Origin of the sequence: Solirubrobacter phytolaccae (assembly GCF_027587195.1) — a bacterium.
Classification (GTDB): domain Bacteria; phylum Actinomycetota; class Thermoleophilia; order Solirubrobacterales; family Solirubrobacteraceae; genus Solirubrobacter; species Solirubrobacter phytolaccae.
Genome location: NZ_JAPDDP010000085.1, coordinates 11,729 through 31,996, shown reverse-complemented (window position 1 = coordinate 31,996; position 20,268 = coordinate 11,729). Strand labels below are relative to the sequence as shown.

Here is a 20,268-nt window from a genome sequence, read left to right as displayed (position 1 = left end):
GCAGCCGGCGCGGCGCCGCGGTCCGGCAGCGCCCTGGCCGCGCTGGCGGGCCTCGGCGGCGGCGAGATCGCCCTGCTCACCGGCCTCGCGCTCGGCGCCGGCCGCTACGGCCTCGGCTACGTCTGCGACGGCGTCATCGCCACCGCCGCGGCGGCCATCGCGGCGGCGATCGCGCCCGACCTCAAGCCCCGCCTGATCGCCGGGCACCTCTCGCCCGAGCCGGCCCACGCGGCGCTGCTCGCGCACCTGGGCCTCAAGCCGATCCTCGACCTGCAGATGCGCCTCGGCGAGGCGAGTGGCGCCGCCGCCGCGCTCTCCATCCTCAAGCTCGCGGCGGCCTCCCACGACGGCATGCACACGTTCGCGGAGGCGGGGGTGTCCACCTCCTAACCCCGTTGAGGGAACTCCACGCGCGAACCCGGCAGAGTTCCGCGGCGGAGGAGGCAACAAATTCCCTGGGGGGACCTATGAAGCTGGTCAGGAGGGCCGCGGGCATCGCCCTGCTCGCGGTGACCGTGTTCGCGTCGAGCGCGCAGGCGCAGACGACGCCGCAGTACGACTACGACGGCGCGATCCGCGAGCGGGTGTACATCCCGAACGGGCTCGACGCGGATCGCGACGGGATCGAGGACCGCACGGCGATCGAGATCATGCGGCCGAAAGAGCTCACTAAAGACGTCCCGGCGATCATCGCGCCGAGCCCGTACTACACGAGCGCGTGCGGGCAGTTCGTCGGTGAGTGCATCGGCGATCTCGACAGCGACGGGCTCAACGACCGCTGGCCGCTCTGGTACGACAACTTCTTCGTGCCGCGCGGCTACGCGGTGATCCTCGCCGAGATGGGCGGGACGGCCAACTCCACGGGCTGCGCGGTCAACGGCGGCAAGGAGGACGTGCAGTCCACGAAGGTCGTGATCGACTGGCTCAACGGGCGGCTCCCCGGCTACAAGAGCCTCGCCGGCACCGCCGACCCGATCACCGCCACCTGGCACAGCGGCAAGGCCGCGATGATCGGCCGCTCCTACAACGGCACGCTGCCCAACGCGGTCGCCGCGACCGGCGTCGCCGGGCTCACCACGATCGTCCCGATCGCCGCCATCAGCTCCTGGTACGACTACTCGCGGATGGGCGGGATCATCGGCTCCACCGCCCACTACCCGGCGTGGCTCGCCAACTACGTCACCGACGCGCCGCGCCAGCCCATCTGCGCCCCGGTCCGCGACGCGATGAGCCTGCTCGACGGCGACACGGACGGCAACATGAACGCGTTCTGGGACGAGCGCAACTATCGCCCGGACGCCGACAAGGTCAAGGCGAGCGTCTTCGCCACGCACTGCCTCCAGGACGACAACGTCGACCCGGACCAGACGAGCGAGTGGTGGCATCAGCTCGCGAAGCACAACGTCCCGCGCAAGCTGTGGCTGTGCCGTGAGGGCCACATCGACCCGTTCATGACCAACCGCGCCGAGTGGATGCGCCAGCTGCACGCCTGGTTCGACCACTGGCTCTACGGCGTCCAGAACGGGATCATGGAGGAGCCCCGCGTCGACATCGAGAACACGAAGGACAGCTGGGGCAAGTACGCGGACTGGCCACTGCCCGGCTCCACCCCCACGACGGTCCACCTGTGGGGCGACACGCAGACCACCACCGGCACGCTCGCCGGCCGCTCCGGCGGCGCGACCGACACGCTCAAATGGACGGACCAGTCGAACATGACCGAGGCCAACGCGATGAACCTCGCGGCCGGCACCACGCAGACCAACCGCCGGGTGTTCCTCAGCGCCCCGCTCAAGCAGGACCTGCGCCTCTCCGGATCGCCGAAGATCGACCTGCGGGCGAGCCTCGACAAGCCGCAGTCGAACCTCACCGCGCTCCTCGTCGACTACGGCCCGTCGACCCAGATCACGCGCAGCGGCGACGGCGTCAGCACCCCCACCGACGCGCCGAGCGACTGCTGGGGCCCGAGCTCCACGCGCAAGGGCCCGGACGGCCAGGTGATGGACTTCGACTCCTGCTACCAGCAGCCGATCAAGCCCACCGTCACCGTCACCGCGACGCAGGGCTGGCGGATCTCCCGCGGCATCCTGGACTCGTCCAACCGCGAGTCGCTGTACTCCGACGTCGCCACCGTCCCGGGCACCGAGTACCGCTTCCAGTTCCCGATCATGCCCGTGGACTACACGTTCCCGGCCGGCCACCGGATCGGCATCGTGCTGATCGCGAACCTCAACGCGCTGCAGCGCAACGGCACGACCGGCACGACGGTCACGCTCAACACGAAGCAGAGCACGGTCAGCCTGCCGATCGTCGGCGGCTTCGACGCGGCGGTCAGCGCCGGCGCGTTCGCGGACACGACCGCGGTCACGCAGCCCGTCGGCGGCACGGTGCCCGCCACGCTGGCGCTCAGCCTGCGCGGCGTGGCCTCGTTCGGCACGTTCACGCCGGGGCTCGATAAGGAATACACGGCGGCGACGGACGCGACCGTGATCTCCACCGCCGGTGACGCGGCGCTCACGGTCTCCGACCCGGGGCACCTGACCAACGGTGCGTTCAGCCTGGCCGAGCCGCTCCGCGTCGAGCTGGGCAAGACCGCCTGGACCGGCCCGACCTCGAACGAGACGGTGCCGATCACGTTCAAGCAGCGCGTGAAGGAGACCGACCCGCTGCGGACGGGCGCCTACACGAAGACGCTCACGTTCACCCTGAGCACGACCACCCCGTAACGCACGGCGCGCGCGGTCCGGCTCAGGCCGGGCCGCGCGCCTCGGCGTCCTTGCGCTTGATCAGCAGCCACTGCCGGGGACGGATGCGCTGCAGCGCGAAGCCGCCCTGCAGCTCCGAGCCGTGCAGGACGAACACCGCGTGCCCGCGCTCGAGCGCCTCGGGCCACGCCACCCGCCCGCCCTGCTCGTAGCGGCCCTGGTCCCAGACGCCCACGCCCTCGGCGTCGCCTTCGAACGCCATCCGCTTCACCGCCGGGTCCATCGACGGCGCCTTCGCGAGCGTCCAGCAGCGCATCACGCCGTCGACCTCGAGCCGCAGCACGAACCCCTTCGCCGTCTCCTCGACCACGAACGGTCCCGCGGGCACGCCGCGAATCCCGAACTGCTCGTGCCCCTCGACCTTGACGTGCTCGCCGGCCACGTCTTCACCCAGCAATGCGACCACCGCCGCGACCGCGTCCGGCGCGCCCTCCGCGTGCAGCTCGCCCGTCGGTCGGACCCAGCCGAGCACGCCCAGCTCCCGCGCCCGCGCCGCGATCGCCTCCGCGTCCACGGGGCCACCCGCGGACGCACGCACCGCCTGGTTCATAACCCGAGCCTAGTCCGGGTACAAGACCTCTGTGGCCGCCCCATCCACCTCTCCGCTGACCGCGGAAGTCGTCGACGGTCCCGTGCCCGTGATCCGGGTCCGCGGCGAACTCGACCTCTCGACCGCGCCGAAGCTCTGCCGCACGGTCGAACGCGTTGCCGGCAACCGCCGAGTGATGATCGATCTGAGCGAGCTGGAGTTCTGCGACTCGACCGGGTTGCGCGCGCTGGTCCGCGCGACCCGCGAGATCGAGATCAACGGCGGGAGAGCCGCGCTCGTTGTGCCGGAGGACGGCGTGCTCGCGCGCATCCTCGAGCTGAGCGGCCTGGGGGAGTTCCTGCGCGTCGCGTCGTCGCCCGCGGAGGCCCTCCGCCGCCTTGGCTTCTCATGAACGAATCTGGTCGAATCACGATTGACAGCTGATCGTTCGTGATCTAGTTTCGCTCCTCCGGTTCAGCGGAGGAGGAGAGAGCGTTGAAGTGGCTACGGACGGCCCTGGCGGCCGCATCGATGCTGTGCGTCGTTCCCGCGAGTGCGCTCGCGGCGGCCCCGGCCGGCCTCACGGTCGAGCACCAGGCGAAGCCGCTGGCGGTGGAGGCCGCGGCGCCGCTGCTCGGCTGGCAGGTCGCAGCCAGGACGCAGTCGGCGTACCAGGTCAAGGTCGGCACGAGCCCACAGTCGCTGGGCGACGTGTGGGACTCGGGCAAGGTCGCGTCGCCTGACAGCGTCAACGTGCCCTACGCCGGTCCGGCGCTTCCGAACGCGACGCGGCTGTTCTGGAGCGTGCGCACGTTCGACGCGTCCGGCACCGCGTCCGAGTACTCCGCCCCTGCGAGCTTCGGCACCGCCGTCAAGAGCGGCTGGACGGCCACGCCGATCTGGTCGAACGCGCCCGTTCTCGGCACCGACTACGACGTGGACGTCGACTTCACGGTCACGACCGTCGCCGCCGGCATCAAGTTCCGCGTGAACGGCTCGAACGCGTTCATGTGGCAGATCCGCGGCGACAGCTCTAACGAGCTGCGCCCGCACGTGCAGGTTAACGGCACCTACACGCAGCTGAAGGCCGTCAGGCTGCCGATGACGATCGGCCTGAACACGAAGCACCACGCGCGCATCAACGTCGTCGGCTCGACGATTCGCACCTACATCGACGACGTGCTCGTGGACACCACGGTCGACACGCGCAACCCGAACGGCTCGATCGGCTTCCGCCATGGCAACACGGAGTCGGCGCGGTTCGACAACGTCAAGGTCGCGTCGAGCGCCGCGACGCTCTACAGCAACGACTTCTCCACGCCGTCCACCGACTTCAGCTGCGGCACGGTGACGGGCGGCGAGCTCGTCGTCGGCACCGCGCGCGACTGCTCCTACGGCGTCACCGACAACTGGGCGTTCCTGCGCAAGACGTTCCGCGTCGCCGACAAGCCGGTCGCCTGGGCCACCGCGTACGTCTCGGCACGGTCGACCGAGCCCGCGCGCCAGTACGTCTTCAAGCTCAGCCTCAACGGGAAGGTCGTCGGCGTCGGCCCGACGCGCGCGATCAACAACGCCGCGCAGACGATGTACAACGCGTACGACGTCACGTCGCTGCTCCAGCCGGGCGACAACGCGCTCGGCGCGCTCGCCTACACGACCACGGACAAGAAGTTCATCGCCCAGCTCGTGATCGCCTACGCGGACGGCACGCGTGAGGTCGTCAACTCCGACACGAGCTGGAAAGCGCTCGCGGGTGAGGTCGCAATGCCGCAGGCCGGCAGCGTCGGCACCAGCTACTACGTCGCGCCGGTCGAGAACATCGACGCGCGCAAGTACCCGAGCGGGTTCGACACGCCCGCCTTCGATGACGCGTCGTGGTCGAGCGCCACCGCGAAGACCGCCATCCAGGGGCTGATCGGCACGCCCGCCGCGAACGTCGAGCAGCGCCTGCGCGAGCCGGTCTCCGTCGTCAAGACCGGTGACAAGCGCTACTTCGTCGACTTCGGCCGGACCGTCGTCGGCGGCGTCCAGCTCAAGCTCAACGGCACGGGCGGCGAGGCGGTCGAGATCCGGGTGGGGGAGGAGCTCACGAGCCCCGGCGTCGTCGACTACACGATGCGCACCGGCAACACCTATCGCGACGTCTGGACGCTCCGTCCGGGCACGCAGACGCTGAACCTCTGGGGCTACCGCGTGTTCCGCTACGCCGAGATTATCGGCGCCGACCCGGAGGAGATTCGCGCCACGTCGCTCGTCTACCCGTACGACCCGAGCGCGTCGTCGTGGTCCTCGTCGAACAGCGCCCTCGACCAGGTCGTCGGCTTCAACCGCGCCGGCGTCCGCGAGCTCAACCTCGACCTGCACCTCGATTCGCCGAGCCGTGAGCGCGCCCCGTACGAGGGCGACAACCTCATCCACATGCTCATCCAGGGCTACACGGACGGCGACTGGACGCTGTCGAAGTACACGCTGCAGTGGCTCGCGGTGAACGAGACGTGGCCGACCGAGTGGCGCTTCTCCAGCATCCTGTCCGCCTACGAGTACTGGCAGAGCACCGGGGACATCAAGGCCGTCGGCGACTACTACGAGGACCTGAAGGCGTTCGTGCCGACGCGCTGGATCCGTTCCTCCGACGGCCTCGTCCACAAGGAGCCGGGCGCCAGCTCGACCGCCAACGGCGACCTCGTCGACTGGCCGCAGGGCGAGCGCGACGACTACGTCTTCAGCAACGTGAACACGGTCATCAACGCGTGGTCGTACAAGGCGCTGGCGGACATGGCGAAGATCGCCGCGGCGCTCGGCAAGGGCGAGGACGCGACCACCTGGACCGCCGCGGCCGAGCGACTGCGGAACGCGATCAACGCCAACCTCTACGACCCCGTCGCCGGGCGCTACAAGGACGGCCTGACCACGGCCCACGCCTCCGTGCACGCGTCGGTGTTCGCCGTCGCCATGGGCGTCGCGGGGCCGGACCAGCTCGGCCCGGCCACGCAGTACATCGCGGGCCGCGGCATCGCCTGCAGCGTGTTCTGCGCGAACTTCCTGATCGACGCGCTCTACGACGGCGGCCGCGCGAGCGACGCCGTGCGGCTCATGACGAGCACGGGGCAGCGCAGCTGGCTGCACATGATCGAGCAGGGCGCGGGCTCGCCGATGGAGGCGTGGGACCCGGCGCTGAAGTCCAACTCGACCTACTCGCACCCGTGGGCGGGCTCGCCGGCCTACCTCGTCTACCGCGGCGCGCTCGGCATCGAGGCGCTCGAGCCGGGCTACAAGCGCTTCAGCGTCAAGCCGCAGCCGGGCGGGCTGACCCGCGCGGCGGGCACGACGCCGACCGTGCGCGGAACCATCGGCGAAGCGTTCGAGCAGGTGGGCGACAAGCTCGACCTCGCGCTCCGCGTGCCCGCGAACAGCACGGCGGTCGTGACGCTGCCGGGCCGGAGCGCGGTCGAGGTCGGGGCGGGCTGCCACCTGCTGTCGACCGGCGACGGCGTGACGGCGGCGAGCGTGCGCGAGTGGGCGACCGCGCAGGGCTGCGTGTTCACCGCGGAGGCGGAGGGAACGGTCGGCGGCACGGTGCCCGCCACGCTCGCGCTGTCCGTGGGTCCCGTGTCCTTCGGCGCGTTCCTCCCGGGCGTGGACCGCGACTACACGGCGACCACCAAGGCGACCGTGATCTCCACCGCAGGCGACGCGGCGCTGAGCGTGAGCGAGCCGGGCCACCTCACGAACGGCGCGTTCGCTTTGAGAGAGCCGCTGCGGGTGGCGCTGAGCAGGACCACCTGGACGGCGCCGACCGCCAACGAGGACGTCGACGTCACCTTCAAGCAGCACATCGGCTCCACCGATCCGCTGCGGACGGGCAGCTACAGCCGGACGCTCACGTTCACGCTCTCGACCACGACGCCGTAGCTACTCGCCGAGGAGACTCGCCAACCCGGTGATCTCCAGCAGGCGCTGGATGGCGGGCGATGCCGACTTCACGCTGAAGCGGCAGCCCGCCTCCAGTGCCCGGCGGCGCGCCTTGATCAGCACGGCGACGCCGCTCGTGTCCATGAAGATGACCTCGCGCAGGTCCAGCCGCAGCCACTGCGGGCCGGCGTCGAGCGCGATGTCCAGCTCGCGATTGAGCGTCACCGAGGTCAACAGGTCGACCTCGCCGGTGACCGTCACGAGCGTCGTCCCGGCCTCGCTGGAGATGTGAACCTCAAGACCGGGTGGCATCGAACCGGGCACGCTTACAGCTATGCCCCGCGCCTTCAAGCAAGTCGATGTCTTCACCACCCGTCCGTACTACGGGAATCCGGTCGCGGTCGTGCTCGAGGCCGAAGGCGTCTCGACCGAAGCGATGCACCGCTTCGCGCGTTGGACGAACCTCTCCGAGACCACGTTCGTGCTCCCGCCGACCGCCGGCGGCGACTACCGCGTCCGGATCTTCACACCCACGACCGAGCTGCCGTTCGCCGGCCATCCGACGCTCGGCACCTGCCACGCCTGGCTCGAGGCGGGCGGCGTGCCCGCCGGCGAGGACGTGGTGCAGGAGTGTGAGGCGGGGCTGGTGCGGGTCCGGCGCGAGGAGGGACGGCTGGCGTTCGCCGCGCCGCCGCTGATCCGCTCCGGGCCGGTGGAGGAGGCGGACGTGCAACGCGCGGCCGACGCGCTGCGGATCTCGCGCGCGGCGATCGTCGACGCGCAGTGGGCCGACAACGGGCCGGGCTGGATAGCCGTCCTGCTCGCGAGTGCCGAGGAGGTGCTGGCGCTCGAGCCCGGCTTCGTCGACTTCGACCTCGGGGTGGTCGGGCCGGGTGGCGAGGAGGACTGGGAGCTGCGCGCGTTCTTCCCCGTCAACGGCGCGACGATCGAGGACCCGGTGACCGGATCGCTGAACGCGTCGGTCGGTGGCTGGCTGCTGGAGACCGGGCGCGCCACCGCTCCCTACGTCGCCGCGCAGGGGACCGCGATCGGCCGCGCGGGGCGCATTCACGTCGATGTCGACGGCGACGGGACGCTGTGGGTCGGCGGCGGCACGGTCACGTGCATTTCCGGGGAGGTCGCGCTATAGTTGTGCGTGCAACTTCTTGAGGGAAAGGCAACACATGGAACTTCAGGGCCTTCACCACATCACGATGATCACCGGCGACGCGCAGAAGAACGTCGACTTCTACGCCGACACGCTCGGGCTGCGGCTCGTGAAGAAGACCGTCAACTTCGACTCCCCGGACGCCTACCACCTGTACTTCGGTGACGAGCAGGGGTCGCCCGGCACGATCCTCACCTGGTTCGAGTTCGCGGGCGCACGGCGCGGCCGGGCGGGTGCGGGGCAGATCCACACGATCCAGCTCGGCGTGGCGTCGGGCGAGGCGCTGGGCTTCTGGGCCGAGCGGCTGGGCGTGGAGCGGGACGGCGACGTCGTCGCCTTCGAGGACTACGACGGGCTGCGCTACCAGCTCGTGATCTCGGACGCCGAGCCCAAGCGCGCGGTTCACCCGGAGGTTCCGGAGGCGTTCGCGATCACGGGCATCGTCGGCGCGCGGGCGTACGGCGAGTCCGGACCGCACCGCGTCCTGACCGACGTGCTCGGCTTCGCCGCCGATGGCGACGACTTCACGCTCGGCGGCTTCCGCTGGGGCTACGACGCGCCGCCGGCCGAGCGCCGGCTGCTCGGCGCGGGCACCGTCCACCACATCGCCTGGGCTTCGAAGGACGAAGACCACCTGGCGTGGCGCGCGCGGGTCGAGGAAGCGGGCCTGGGCGTGAGCGACGTCCGCGACCGCGACTACTTCCAGTCGATCTACTTCGGCGAGCCGCGCGGGATCCTGTTCGAGATCGCGACGCTTTCCCCGGGCTTCGCGGTGGACGAGGACCCCGAGCACCTGGGCGAGGCGCTGCGCCTCCCGAAGCAGCACGAGCATCTGCGCCCGCAGCTCGAGCGCCTGCTCACCCCGGTCACCAACCCGCGCAGCACGAAGGAGCTGGCATGAGCTTGATCTATCGCGAGCGTCCCGCGGCTGGTGAGGCCGAGGGTCTGCTGATCCTCCATCACGGCCGCGGGGCCGACGAGCACGACCTGCTCGGCCTCGGCGACACGCTGGACCCCGAGCGCCGACTGCACATCGTCACGCCCCGGGCTCCCCTCACGCTGGGCGGCTGGCCGGGCTACCACTGGTACGTGGTGCCGCGCGTCGGCTACCCGGACCAGGACACGTTCCACGCGGCGTACAAGGGGCTCTCCGAGTTCCATGACGAGGTGTGGGAGCGGACCGGGATCGCCCCGGAGCGGACGATCTTCGGCGGCTTCTCGATGGGCTCGGTCATGAGCTACTCGCTCGGGCTTGGGGCGGACCGTCCGTCCCCGGCGGGCATCCTCGCCTTCAGCGGGTTCATCCCGGTGGTCGACGACTGGCAGCCCGACCTGGCGAAGCGCCCGGAGGTGTTCATCGCCCACGGTCGCCAGGACCCGGTGATGGAGGTCGGCTTCGCGCGGCGCGCGAAGGAGCTGCTCGAGGCCGGCGGACTCGCCGTCGAGTACCACGAGTCCGACGCTGCGCACCACATCGATCCGGCGCACGTCCCGGCCGCGATCGACTGGGTGGGACGGACACTCGTAGGGGCTGGAACTCCAAAATAGGGAGGACCTCCCGATGTGCCGCGGAGCTGCCGACCGTAGCTTCGCGGCATGACAACGATCCCTTCTGAGCTCAAGACGCGGCATCGCGCGATGTGGGCCAGCGGCGACTACCCGGGAATGGTCGACACCTTCCTGACGCCGCTCGGCCCGCGGCTCGTCGACGCGTGCTCGATCGGCCCGGGCACGCGCGTGCTGGACATCGCCGCCGGCACCGGCAACGCGTCGATCCCGGCCGCCGAGCGCGGCGCTGTGGTCACCGCTTCCGACCTCACGCCGGAGCTGCTGCATGCAGGCGCGAACCGCACCGACCTCGAGCTGGACTGGGTCGTCGCGGACGCCGAGGCGCTGCCGTTCGAGGACGAGACCTTCGAGGTCGTGATGTCGGCGATCGGCGTGATGTTCGCGCCGCATCACCAGGACGCCGCCGACGAGGTCGTGCGCGTGTGTGAGCCGGGCGGCACGGTCGGCCTGCTGAGCTGGACGCCCGAGGGCATGCTCGGCGCGCTGTTCCGCACGATGGCGCCGTACGCGCCGGCGCCGCCCCCGGGCGCGCAGGCCCCGCCGCTGTGGGGTGGCGAGGGCCACCTGCGCCGGCTGTTCGGCGACCGCGTGGAGTGGAACTCGCTGCGCCGCGAGGTGCTCGAGATCACCGCGTTCGAGCACGCCTACGACTACGGCGCGCTGTTCAAGGCCCGCTACGGCCCGACGATCGCGGTCCGCGCGAACGCGGAGCGCAACGGCCGCGCCGACGAGTTCGACGCCGCCCTCGACGCGTTCTGCGACGAGTGGAACCTCGCCGACCCTGGCGAGCCGGCCCGCTTCGAGATGCAGTACCTGCTCGCCGTCGGCACGCGCGTCTAAAGCTCGCGCCGGGACGACGCGCCCAGCTTCGTCAGCACCGCGGAGACGTGGTGGTCGACGGTCTTGGGCGAGATGACGAGGGCTTGCGCGATCTCCGCGTTGGTGGCGCCGGTGCGGAGCTGCGCGAGCACCTCGACCTCCCGGGGCGTGAGCCCGCCCGGCGTGGTGCGGCTCGTGGGCCGCGGCCCACGCGGAATCCGGCGCACCCCGCGTGCCCGTAGCCGCCGGCGCAGGTGCGCCGCGGTGCGGCTCGCGCCGAGCCGGTCGTAGATCTCCAGCGCCTCGATGTCGCCGGCCTCCGCGAGGGCGCCGGCGGCCTCGTACGGGTAGCCGATCCGGTTCCAGGCCGCGGCCGCTCCTCGCCAGTCGCCGGCGGCCGCGAGCGCGTACGGCTCGGGGTCGTCGGGGTGGGCCGGGACGTCGCGGCCCGCGCGGCGCAGCCACATGGCCATGTCGCCGCGGACCCACCGCTGCCGGCGCTCGTTCGCGAGGGCGTACGTGGACTCGAGGTGCGGGACCTGTTCCTCGAGGCGGTCGTCCAGCCACGCGTGCTCGGCGAGGCCGGCGACCGTCGGCGCGATCCGTTGCAGCTCCCCCGCCTTCGTGGCCACGCGCCACGCCTCTTCCAGCGTGGCGCCGGCCTCCGGCGTGCCGCGCCGGGCCTGCAGGCGGCCGAGGCAGACGAGCGCGGGGCAGAGGCTGACGCCGCGCTGCTCGCCGAGGTCGAGCGAGGCGCGGGCGCTGACTTCCGCCTCGGACCAGTCGCCGCGGTACAGGTGCACGTTCGCGCGCACGCCGAGCGCGTACTGCAGGTAGCCGTCCAGCTCGTGCTCGCGGGCGAAGGTCAGCGCGGCGTCCAGGTCGGCGTCCACGCGCGGGTCCTCGCGGCGGCGGGAGAGCGTCGCGGTGGCGCGGTTGATCAGCGCGCGGCACGCGTTGTCGTCGTCGGACGTCAGCTCGATCGCCTCGGCCAGCAGCTCGCGCCCGCGCTCGTGCTCGGAGCCGCCGATCAGCGACGTCCCGACGTTGGTGATCGCGTGCACGACGGTCTCGTCGTCACCGAGCGCGCGGGCCATCGCCGCGGCGCGCTCACCCAGCTCGATCGCCACCGTCAGGTCGTCGGCGAGCATCGCCAGCTGCGACTGCGCGCTCAACGCCATCGCCAGCTCGTGCGTGACGCCGAGCGGCTCGAGGATCGCGATCGCCTCGTCGCCCGCCGCGAGCGCCTCCGGGCCGCGGCCGGACCACCACAGCAGGCGCGAGAGCCAGCGCAGGTCGTCGCCGAGCCGGCGCGGGTCGTCCGCGTGGCGTTGCGCGAGCGCCCGCCGCGCGTCGATCCCGCGCTCCGGCCATCCGCTCAGGTACGCCTCGACCGCGACGCCTTCGAGCGCCTCCTCGCCCGCGCCCGCCTCGAGCGCCGCCTCCCACTGCTCGAGTGCCTGCCGATGCGCCGCGCCCGCGGCCCGGGCGGCGGCGGGCGCGAGCCGCAGGATCGCCTCCGTGTCGCCGCAGCGCCGCGCGTGGTGCGCGAGCCGCGCGGGGTCGTCATGGCCCGCGAACTCGAGCGCGGCGAGCACGTGCCGGTCCAGCTCGCGCCGGCGCAGCGGCGGCAGGCTGTCCTCGACGGCGCGCCGCGCGAGGTCGTGCCGGAACGCGAGCGTCTGGCCCTCCAGGTGCAGGAGCCCGGCGGCGATGCACTCGTCGATCGCGGCGGCCGGCTCGGCGAACAGCCACAGCTCGGTCGCGCCCGGCACGACCGCGGCCAGCTCGACCACCGCCCGCGCGCGCTCGGACAGCGCGCCGACCCGGAGCTCGACCGCGTCGCGCACGCTCGCCGGCACGCCCTCGCCACCGGCCGCGAGCGCCTCGGTGACGAAGAACGGGTTGCCGCCCGTGATCGCGTGCAGGTCGGGCGCGTCACGCCCGGCGAGCCGCGCGACCGCGGCGGGAGAGAGCCCGCCGGGCTCGATCCGCTCCGCCGGCAACGACGACAGCACGCGCCGGACCTCACGCCGGGCGTCGGGCCGCGCGGTGATGACGAGGCACCCACGGGCCTGTGGCTGACGGGCGAGGCCTCGGCCCAGCAGCGCGACCACGTCCAGCGTGGCGTCGTCGGCCCAGTGGAGGTCCTCGATCACGAGCAGTGCGCTGTTCGCCAGGGCCTCGCGGGCGGCGGCGAGGACGTCTTCGCGCGTGCCGTCCGCGATCGCGCGGGCGAACTCGCCGCCCACCTGCGCCGCGACGTCGCGCAGCGGGCCGAGCGGCCGTGGCGTGATCAGCGGGTCGCAGGCGCCCCAGAGCGCGTGGCGGCCGTGGGCGACCGACGCGACCAGGGCGGTCTTGCCGATGCCCGCCTCGCCGAGCACGACGACGACACCGCCGGCGTCGATCGCCGTCTCCAGCACGCTGCGCTCGTCGTCTCGCTCAAGCAGTTCCAACGGGGCGCGAGCCTAATGGCGTCAGGTCTGGGCGAGCAATACGGCTGCCACGACCAAGGCGCCGCCCGCGAGGCCGGCGAGGCCGATCGTCTCGCCGAACACGGCGAACGCCAGCGCGACGGTGACCAGCGGCTCGACCGTCGCCAGGATCGACGAGCGCGTCGGGCCGACGCGCGCCAGGCCGGCGAAGAAGAGCGCGATCGCGGCGACGGTCGACACGCCCGCGAGGCAGAGCAGCCACCACCAGCCCGCCAGGGTCAGCTCGCCCGGCTGGAACTGGCCGACGAGCACGGTGCCGACCGTGAGCGCGCCCGCCGCGCCGGTGCAGACGAGCGCCGCGAGCGTCAGCGGCGACATCCGCTGCGCGACCCGCTCGCTCACGAGGATGTAGCCGCTGTAGACGATCGCCGCCGCCAGCCCGAGCACCACGCCGACCGGGTCCAGCGCACCCGCCCCGCCCACCACGAGGACGAGCCCGCACGAGGACGCCGCGAGCGCCACGGCCCGCCGCCGCGTCATCCGCTCCCGCCCGAGCGCCACGGCCGCCACCGCGACGATGATCGGGAACGTGAACACGAGCAGGGACAGCACGCCCGCGTCGATCCGCGGCAGTGCCGTGAAGTACAGCCCGGCCTGCAGCGCGTAGCCGCCGGCCCCGAGCCCCAGGGCCAGCACCGCGTCGCGCCGCGCGAACTTAAAGAGGGACTGTCCCTCTTTAGCAACAACTGTCGCGTTTCCGGCCCAGAAGAGGCCCGAGGCGAAGAGGAAGCGGATGGCGAGGAGCGTGCCGACCGTGGCGCCCTCGGCGTAGGCGAGCTTGCCGAAGACCGCCATCGCGCCGAACGCGGCGCCCGAGGCGAGGCAGAAGAACATGCGCCGGAGCCTCCCGCGCGCACCATCAAGAAGCGACGATGATTACTACTGCTGATCCGGTAGTGTCGCTACCGAATGCTGGAGCTCCGCCGCCTGCGACTGCTCAGCGAGCTGCACGAGCGCGGGACGATCGCGGCCGTCGCCGACGCGCTGCGGTTCACGCCTTCCGCCGTCTCCCAGCAGCTCGCGATGCTTGAACGCGAGGCGGGCGTGAAGCTGATCGAGAAGGCCGGCCGGGGGGTCCGGCTCACCGATCCCGGGCTCGTGCTCGCCGAGCACGCCAACGCGCTCCTGCAGCGCGCCGCGCTCGCCGAGGCCGACCTCGCCGCGGCCGCGAACGAGATCGCTGGCCGCGGGCGCGTCGCCGCGTTCCAGTCGGCGGCGTTCAAGCTCGCGCTCCCGGCCATCGACCGCCTGCGCACCACCGCGCCCCGCCTGCGCTGCGAGCTGGTCGAGGCCGAGCCGGAGGTGGCGCTGCCGATGCTCGCGCTCGGCGACCTCGACGTCGTGATCGGCGACGAGTGGGACCACCACACCTGGCGGCTCTCGGACGCGCTCACCCGCTACCCGCTCTTGCGCGATCCGCTGATGCTCGTGGGCTCGGATCGGCCGCTGCGCGAGCTCAAGGACGCGCACTGGGCCGCGGGTCATCCGGGCATGTCGTGGGAGGAGAGCCTGCGCGGCGTCTGCCGCGAGCACGGTGGGTTCGAGCCCGACATCCGCCACCGCTCCAACGACGCCAACGTCGCGCTGGCGCTCGCGGCCCGCGGGCTCGCGACGACGCTGCTCCCGCGCCTCGTGCTCCCGGACGACCTCCCCGCGACCCCGGTGCCGAGCAGCCGCACGATCTACGCCGTGATTCGCACCACGGACGAGCAGCGCCCGAGCACCCGCGCCCTGCTCGCCGCGATCCGTGATCAACTTCCAGGCTCATGAACCGCGCGGCGCTCGGCCTCTTCTCGCTCCTGCTGCTGCTGTTCTGCCTGCCGTGGTCGGCGATCGCGCTGCTGCTCCTGTTCGGGATCGCGCCGTACGCGTCCGACGGCCTCTGCTACGCCGGACGCCCGCTGTGGGCGATCGCGCAGGCGCTCGTCGCGGTCGCCGGGATCGCGCTCTCGGGGAAGGCCTCGCTCGCCGGGCTGGCGACCGCCGCGCAGGGCCGCCAGGACGTCGGCAGCCGCTGGTTGTGGCTCGGCTACGCGATGCTCGCCGTCGCCGCGTGGGTGCTCGTGTTCTTCGCGCTCGAGCCCGACGGCACGCGCGTGGACGCCTCTCGCTGCGGGTAGGGTGCGAGCCACTTTGCGCTCCCTCACCGCCGTCCTGCTCGCCCTCGCGGCCCTCGCCCTGCCGACCGCCGCCTCCGCCGCCGCGCCCAAGTGCCCCGAGGGCGCGCGCTGCGGCTCGATCAAGGTGCCCGTCGACCGTGCGGGAACCGTGCCCGGCACGTACCCGATCGCGTATGCGACCCTGCCCGCCAGCGGCCCGCGCGCCGGCACGATCTTCTTCCTCGCCGGCGGTCCGGGGGAGGCCGCGGTGATCTACACGAAGGAGATCGCCGAGCTGCTGAAGCCGATCCGCTCCGCCTACGACATCGTGCTCGTCGACCAGCGCGGCACGGGCCGCTCAGGCGACGTCGAGTGCCTGGAGTCCGGCAGCAGCAGCGTCGCGCGCGAGTGCGGCAAGGAGCTGGGGGACCGGCGCGCGTTCCTGAGCACGAAGGAGACCGCGCGCGACCTCGACGACCTGCGCGCGGCGTTCGGCCTGGACAAGATCATCCCGCTCGGCGTCTCCTACGGGACCAAGGTCGCGGGCGAGTACGCGCGCCGGTTCCCGGACCGCACGCAGGCCGTGGTGCTCGACTCGCCGGTCGGCGTCGGCCCGATCGACCTGCTGTTCCTGGAGGGGATCGCGGCCGCGCCACGCGTGCTGCGCGAGTCGTGCGCGACGGGCCCGTGCGCGCAGACGGTCAAGGACCCGGGCGTCTCCCTCTACGCGGCCGTCAAGCGCGTCGGCACGCGCGGGCTGCGCACTCCGGTGCGCCGGGAAGACGGTGTGCGGACGGCGACGGTCGAGGAGAGCGACGTGCTCGAGACGCTGCTGCTCGGCGACGCGGACCAGACGCTGCGCGCGGACATGCCCGCCGCGGTCGCGTCGCTCGCCCGCGGTGACGGGGCGCCGTTGGTGCACGTCGTCGACCGCTTGTACAAGTCGGTCGCGGCGCAGGTCGTGGACGAGCCGACGAGCGAGGAGGAGCCCGGCTTCAGCGTCTCCCGCTATCTCGCGACGGCGTGCCTGGAGTCGACGCTGCCGTGGTCGCCCGCCTCCGCCCCGAGCACGCGTCGCGCCGCGCGCAGCGAGTACCTCAAGCGCCTCGGCTCGCGCCCGTTCGCCCCGTTCCGGCCGTCCGCGGTGTGGGAGAACTCGGTCTTCGACCTGTGCGTGGGCTGGCCCGCCACCCCGGTGCCCGAGCCGGTGCCGGACGCGGGCCCGGACGTCCCCGTGCTCGTGTTGTCGGGCCGCTCGGACCTGCGCACGCCGCTCGAGCTCGCCACCCGGGTCGCGGCCGCATACCCGCGGGCGACGCTGCTCGACGTGCCCAACGTCGGGCACTCCGTGCTCACCGCCGACCGCACGCGGTGCGCCGTCCAGGGTCTGCAGACGTTCCTGTCCGGTGCCGCGCCGGCGCCCTGCACGACGCCGCCCGCCTACACCGCCGCGCGCTACCTGCCGGCCTCTGCGAAAGGGCTGAGCGCGCCCGAGATCGCCCGCTATACGGTTGAGGCGCTCCTGCACGACCTCGACGCGTTCCGGCAGGCCGCGAGCCGTTTCACGAGCTTCGACCTCAACGGCCTGCGGAGCGGCTCCGCGACCGCGACCAAGAGCCGGCTGCGGCTGCGCAAGGTCGCCTGGTTCCGGGGTGTGACCGTCTCCGGCACGGTGACGCTCAAGGGCAAGGGCCGCGTGACGGTCCGCGACGCGGGCGGACGGGTGCGTACGGTTCGCCTTTGATGCGTTTATGCTGACTGCATGGGCCGGCTGGCGATCTCGCCCCTGCACCGTGCGCTCGTCCTCGCGACGTTGGCCGCGAACGGGCTCGTGGCGTTGGCCGCGCTCGCCGACTCGGCCGAGTCGTGGGTCCTGATCCTTGCGTTCGCCGCGATGCCCGCGGCGTTGCTGTGGCTCGAGCCGCGCCCGCGGGCGTTCCGCTTCACGGCCGCGTCGCTGGCGCTCGCCTACGGGACGATCGCGGTCGTGCTGCTGCTGGTCGGCGGGCTCGTGTTCGCGCCCGCGGCGGTGCTGCTCGGCTGGACGGCGCTGATGCCCAACGGCGACGGCCGGCTGCGTCAGTACCTCTGGATCGTGCTGTGGTTCGCGGTGGTGGCGATGCTCGTGGCCACCACGCTGCTGCTCATCGCGCGGCTGTGACGAGCGCCGCCTCGATCACGCCCGCGAGCCGCTCCGCCGCCTCGCCGAGCTGCACCTCGCCGAGCGAGCTGTAGGAGAGCCGCATCTCGTTCGCGCCGCCCGCCTCGACGTAGAACGGCGCGCCGGGGACGTAGGCCACGCCGGCCTGGGTGGCGGCGGGACGCAGCGCGCGGGAGTCCAGGCCCTCGGGCATCCGCAGCCACGTGAACATCCCGCCGGTCGGCTCGCTCCAGCTCACGCCTTCGGGCATGTGCCGCGTCAGGGCGGCCGAGAGCGCCACCCAGTGCGACTCGTACAGCGCGCGCGTGTGCGGGAGCCGCTTGCCGAAGAGGCCCGCGCGCCCGTACTCCTCGACGAGCCGCTGGCTCAGCGCGCCGGCGCACTGGTCCGTGCCGCCCTTCGCGCTCGCCAGCTGCGCGATCAGCGCCGCCGGCCCGACCGCCCAGCCGAGCCGCGTGCCCGGGCAGAAGATCTTCGAGAACGTGCCGGCCTGCACCACGACGTCCGGCCCCAGCGACCACAGCGACGGCAGCTGCGTGCCGTCGAAGGAGAGCTCCTTGTAGGCGACGTCCTCGACGATCAGCACGCCGTGGGACCGGCACACGTCGACCAGCGCGCGCCGGCGCTCGAGCGTCATCGTCCGCCCGGACGGGTTCTGGAACTCCGGGATCGTGTAGAGGAACTTCGGGCGGTAGCCACTGGCGAGCCGCTCCGCGAACGCGTCGACGTCGATCCCGTCGGCGTCCATCGGCACGCCCGTCTGGACCGCGCCGTAGTCCTTGAAGGCCATGATCGCGCCGAGGTAGGTCGGCGCCTCTACGGCGACGTCGTCACCCGGGTCCAGCAGGGAGCGGCAGAGCAGGTCGATGCACTCCATGCCGCCGCTGGTGACCATCAGCTCGTCCGACGCCGGCTCGCGCCCCTGGAGCTTGGCCGTGCGCGCCACGAGGTACTCGCGGAAGCTCGGCAGCCCGGCGCTCGGCCCGTACTGCAGAGCCAGCCCCGGCTCGTCGGTGACGAGCCGCGTCGCGATCTCCGTCAGCTCCTCGCTCGGGAACGTCGAGGCGTTGGGGAATCCACCGGTCATCCCGAGCGTGCCGGGCGGCGGCCCGGCGAGGATGATCGCCAGCTCGGGGTCGGCGCCGGCGCGCCCACGCGCGGAGAACAGCTGCTGCACGTCCATGGCCGAAGATTCAACCAAGGTGCTTACCTGTCCGTATGAGCACCACCGCACTCGAGACGATCAACCACGTCATCGGCGGTGCGCAGACCGCCGGCGCGTCCACGCGCACCAGCCCCGTCTATGACCCCGCGACGGGCCAGGTCCAGCGCAACGTGCTGCTGGCCGAGCCGCAGGACGTCGACGCCGCCGTCCAGGCCGCGCGCGCCGCGCTGAACGCCTGGTCGGACACGTCCGTCGTGCGCCGCGCGCGCGTCATGTTCAAGTTCCGCGAGCTCGTGGTCGAGCACACCGACGAGCTGGCGCGGATCATCGCCGCCGAGCACGGCAAGACGGTCGAGGACGCCAAGGGTGAAGTCATCCGCGGCATGGAGGTCGTCGAGTACGCGTGCGGGATCGCGGAGCTGACCAAGGGCGAGTTCTCCGACCAGGTCTCGACCGGCGTGGACCTGCACAGCTTCCGCCAGCCGCTCGGCGTGTGCGCGGGGATCACGCCGTTCAACTTCCCGATCATGGTCCCGATGTGGATGCACCCGGTGGCGATCGCGACCGGGAACACGTTCGTGCTCAAGCCGTCCGAGCGCGACCCGTCGGTCAGCAACTTCATCGCGGACCTGTACGCGCGGGCCGGGCTCCCGGACGGCGTCTTCAACGTCGTCCACGGCGACAAGGTCGCGGTCGACGCGCTGCTCGACCACCCGGACGTGGACGGGATCTCGTTCGTCGGCTCCACGCCGATCGCCAAGTACATCTACGAACGCGGCACCGCGGCCGGCAAGCGCGTGCAGGCGCTCGGCGGCGCCAAGAACCACGCGATCGTGCTGCCCGACGCCGACCTGGACTTCGCCTCCGACCAGCTGATCGCCGCGGGGTTCGGCTCGGCCGGCCAGCGCTGCATGGCGATCTCCATCGCCGTCGCGGTGGGGGACGCCGCGGACGAGCTGGTGGAGAAGCTGCGCCTGAAGGCGCTGGACGTGAAGGTCGGCCCGGGCCTGGACCCGAGCAGCGAGATGGGCCCGCTCGTCACGCCGCAGGCGCGCGACCGCGTCGTCGACTACATCGGCCGCGGCGAGGGCGACGTCGTCGTCGACGGCCGCGAGCTGAACATCGACGGCGACGGCTTCTTCGTCGGCCCGACCCTGATCGACAACGTCAGCACCGACATGAGCGTCTACACGGACGAGATCTTCGGCCCGGTGCTGAGCGTGACCCGCGTCGAGACGCTCGACGCCGCGATCGAGCTGATCAACGCCAACAACTACGCCAACGGCGTCGCCATCTTCACGTCCTCCGGCCACGCCGCGCGGGAGTTCCAGCGCCGCGTGAAGGTCGGCATGATCGGCGTCAACGTGCCGATCCCGGTCCCGATGGCGTTCTACAGCTTCGGTGGCTGGAAGGACTCGCTGTTCGGCGACCACCACATCCACGGTCCCGAGGGCGTGCGCTTCTACACCCGCGGCAAGGTCGTGACGACGCGCTGGCCCGACCACGCGCCCGATCCCACGCATCTTCACTTCCCGACGGCATCCTGATATTAGTTCGGGCGTCGTACGAATTATTCGAGGAGG

18 protein-coding genes are annotated in these 20,268 nt (G+C 72.2%); 13 read left to right on the top strand and 5 right to left on the bottom strand.

Translation table 11 applies throughout. From position 1 onward, the window contains the following. The coding region (locus OJ997_RS30905) for a nicotinate-nucleotide--dimethylbenzimidazole phosphoribosyltransferase (protein ID WP_270029217.1) at positions 1-390 on the top strand (390 nt) is incomplete at its 5' end. A gap of 77 nt (positions 391-467) precedes the next feature. After that, on the top strand, positions 468-2,726 hold the full coding sequence (locus OJ997_RS30900) for a CocE/NonD family hydrolase (protein WP_270029216.1): 2,259 nt from the start codon (positions 468-470) through the stop codon (positions 2,724-2,726). Positions 2,727-2,748: 22 nt separating this feature from the next. Here OJ997_RS30900 and OJ997_RS30895 read toward each other — a convergent pair whose 3' ends face one another. Beyond that, positions 2,749-3,315: a hypothetical protein gene (locus OJ997_RS30895; RefSeq protein WP_270029215.1), complete on the bottom strand. Its 567-nt coding sequence runs from the start codon at positions 3,313-3,315 to the stop codon at positions 2,749-2,751. Between the two features lie 31 nt (positions 3,316-3,346). Here OJ997_RS30895 and OJ997_RS30890 point away from each other — a divergent pair, with 31 nt between their 5' ends. Beyond that, the gene (locus OJ997_RS30890) at positions 3,347-3,706 is read left to right on the top strand and encodes an STAS domain-containing protein (protein ID WP_270029214.1); all 360 of its coding nucleotides are present in this window, start codon (positions 3,347-3,349) and stop codon (positions 3,704-3,706) included. A gap of 83 nt (positions 3,707-3,789) precedes the next feature. After that, the gene (locus tag OJ997_RS30885) at positions 3,790-7,206 is read left to right on the top strand and encodes a family 78 glycoside hydrolase catalytic domain (RefSeq protein ID WP_270029213.1); all 3,417 of its coding nucleotides are present in this window, start codon (positions 3,790-3,792) and stop codon (positions 7,204-7,206) included. Here OJ997_RS30885 and OJ997_RS30880 read toward each other — a convergent pair whose 3' ends face one another. Further along, on the bottom strand, positions 7,207-7,518 hold the full coding sequence (locus tag OJ997_RS30880) for an STAS domain-containing protein (RefSeq protein ID WP_270029212.1): 312 nt from the start codon (positions 7,516-7,518) through the stop codon (positions 7,207-7,209). A 22-nt stretch (positions 7,519-7,540) separates the two neighbouring features. Between OJ997_RS30880 and OJ997_RS30875 the strand changes: the two genes are divergently transcribed. Genes OJ997_RS30875 through OJ997_RS30860 form a run of 4 tightly spaced genes read left to right on the top strand, consistent with a single transcriptional unit; the run spans position 7,541 to position 10,783 of the window. Beyond that, entirely contained in the window at positions 7,541-8,356 is an 816-nt protein-coding gene (locus OJ997_RS30875; protein ID WP_270029211.1) for a PhzF family phenazine biosynthesis protein, read from the top strand. 34 nt (positions 8,357-8,390) lie between these two features. Then, positions 8,391-9,275 (top strand): VOC family protein, encoded by an 885-nt coding sequence (locus OJ997_RS30870; RefSeq protein ID WP_270029210.1) that lies wholly within the window; start codon positions 8,391-8,393, stop codon positions 9,273-9,275. Next, positions 9,272-9,922 (top strand): alpha/beta hydrolase, encoded by a 651-nt coding sequence (locus OJ997_RS30865; RefSeq protein ID WP_270029209.1) that lies wholly within the window; start codon positions 9,272-9,274, stop codon positions 9,920-9,922. The genes OJ997_RS30870 and OJ997_RS30865 overlap by 4 nt, the downstream gene beginning before the upstream one ends. Positions 9,923-9,970: 48 nt before the next feature. After that, entirely contained in the window at positions 9,971-10,783 is an 813-nt protein-coding gene (locus OJ997_RS30860; RefSeq protein ID WP_270029208.1) for a class I SAM-dependent methyltransferase, read from the top strand. Here OJ997_RS30860 and OJ997_RS30855 read toward each other — a convergent pair. Further along, entirely contained in the window at positions 10,780-13,221 is a 2,442-nt protein-coding gene (locus tag OJ997_RS30855) for a LuxR C-terminal-related transcriptional regulator (RefSeq protein ID WP_270029207.1), read from the bottom strand. The two genes, OJ997_RS30860 and OJ997_RS30855, sit on opposite strands and share 4 nt — an antisense overlap. Before the next feature lie 21 nt (positions 13,222-13,242). Further along, positions 13,243-14,094 carry a DMT family transporter gene (locus OJ997_RS30850; RefSeq protein ID WP_270029206.1) on the bottom strand — a complete coding sequence of 284 codons (852 nt, stop codon included), beginning with the start codon at positions 14,092-14,094 and terminating at the stop codon, positions 13,243-13,245. Positions 14,095-14,169: 75 nt separating this feature from the next. Between OJ997_RS30850 and OJ997_RS30845 the strand changes: the two genes are divergently transcribed. Genes OJ997_RS30845 through OJ997_RS30830 form a run of 4 tightly spaced genes read left to right on the top strand, consistent with a single transcriptional unit; the run spans position 14,170 to position 17,520 of the window. Beyond that, complete coding sequence (locus OJ997_RS30845; protein WP_270029205.1) at positions 14,170-15,030, top strand: LysR family transcriptional regulator; 861 nt, start codon at positions 14,170-14,172, stop codon at positions 15,028-15,030. Continuing rightward, on the top strand, positions 15,027-15,380 hold the full coding sequence (locus OJ997_RS30840; protein WP_270029204.1) for a hypothetical protein: 354 nt from the start codon (positions 15,027-15,029) through the stop codon (positions 15,378-15,380). Before OJ997_RS30845 ends, OJ997_RS30840 begins: the two co-directional genes overlap by 4 nt. Positions 15,381-15,393: 13 nt before the next feature. Further along, complete coding sequence (locus OJ997_RS30835; RefSeq protein ID WP_270029203.1) at positions 15,394-17,103, top strand: alpha/beta fold hydrolase; 1,710 nt, start codon at positions 15,394-15,396, stop codon at positions 17,101-17,103. Between the two features lie 18 nt (positions 17,104-17,121). Further along, positions 17,122-17,520 carry a hypothetical protein gene (locus OJ997_RS30830; protein ID WP_270029202.1) on the top strand — a complete coding sequence of 133 codons (399 nt, stop codon included), beginning with the start codon at positions 17,122-17,124 and terminating at the stop codon, positions 17,518-17,520. Here the strand turns inward: OJ997_RS30830 and OJ997_RS30825 are convergent. Then, complete coding sequence (locus OJ997_RS30825) at positions 17,504-18,703, bottom strand: aminotransferase-like domain-containing protein (RefSeq protein WP_270029201.1); 1,200 nt, start codon at positions 18,701-18,703, stop codon at positions 17,504-17,506. The genes OJ997_RS30830 and OJ997_RS30825 overlap by 17 nt on opposite strands. Positions 18,704-18,738: 35 nt before the next feature. Here OJ997_RS30825 and OJ997_RS30820 point away from each other — a divergent pair, with 35 nt between their 5' ends. After that, positions 18,739-20,232, top strand: a complete 1,494-nt coding sequence (locus OJ997_RS30820) for a CoA-acylating methylmalonate-semialdehyde dehydrogenase (RefSeq protein ID WP_270029200.1) — start codon at positions 18,739-18,741, stop codon at positions 20,230-20,232. Positions 20,233-20,268: the final 36 nt, after the last annotated feature.

Bases quoted from the DNA above. Each gene is read 5' to 3' on its own strand.
- OJ997_RS30840 (WP_270029204.1), top strand. From the start codon at position 15,027: ATGAACCGCGCGGCGCTCGGCCTCTTCTCGCTCCTGCTGCTGCTGTTC.
- OJ997_RS30865 (WP_270029209.1), top strand. From the start codon at position 9,272: ATGAGCTTGATCTATCGCGAGCGTCCCGCGGCTGGTGAGGCCGAGGGT.
- OJ997_RS30825 (WP_270029201.1), bottom strand. From the start codon at position 18,703: ATGGACGTGCAGCAGCTGTTCTCCGCGCGTGGGCGCGCCGGCGCCGAC.
- OJ997_RS30900 (WP_270029216.1), top strand. From the start codon at position 468: ATGAAGCTGGTCAGGAGGGCCGCGGGCATCGCCCTGCTCGCGGTGACC.
- OJ997_RS30870 (WP_270029210.1), top strand. From the start codon at position 8,391: ATGGAACTTCAGGGCCTTCACCACATCACGATGATCACCGGCGACGCG.
- OJ997_RS30875 (WP_270029211.1), top strand. From the start codon at position 7,541: ATGCCCCGCGCCTTCAAGCAAGTCGATGTCTTCACCACCCGTCCGTAC.
- OJ997_RS30820 (WP_270029200.1), top strand. From the start codon at position 18,739: ATGAGCACCACCGCACTCGAGACGATCAACCACGTCATCGGCGGTGCG.
- OJ997_RS30845 (WP_270029205.1), top strand. From the start codon at position 14,170: ATGCTGGAGCTCCGCCGCCTGCGACTGCTCAGCGAGCTGCACGAGCGC.
- OJ997_RS30895 (WP_270029215.1), bottom strand. From the start codon at position 3,315: ATGAACCAGGCGGTGCGTGCGTCCGCGGGTGGCCCCGTGGACGCGGAG.
- OJ997_RS30880 (WP_270029212.1), bottom strand. From the start codon at position 7,518: ATGCCACCCGGTCTTGAGGTTCACATCTCCAGCGAGGCCGGGACGACG.
- OJ997_RS30830 (WP_270029202.1), top strand. From the start codon at position 17,122: ATGGGCCGGCTGGCGATCTCGCCCCTGCACCGTGCGCTCGTCCTCGCG.
- OJ997_RS30860 (WP_270029208.1), top strand. From the start codon at position 9,971: ATGACAACGATCCCTTCTGAGCTCAAGACGCGGCATCGCGCGATGTGG.
- OJ997_RS30850 (WP_270029206.1), bottom strand. From the start codon at position 14,094: ATGTTCTTCTGCCTCGCCTCGGGCGCCGCGTTCGGCGCGATGGCGGTC.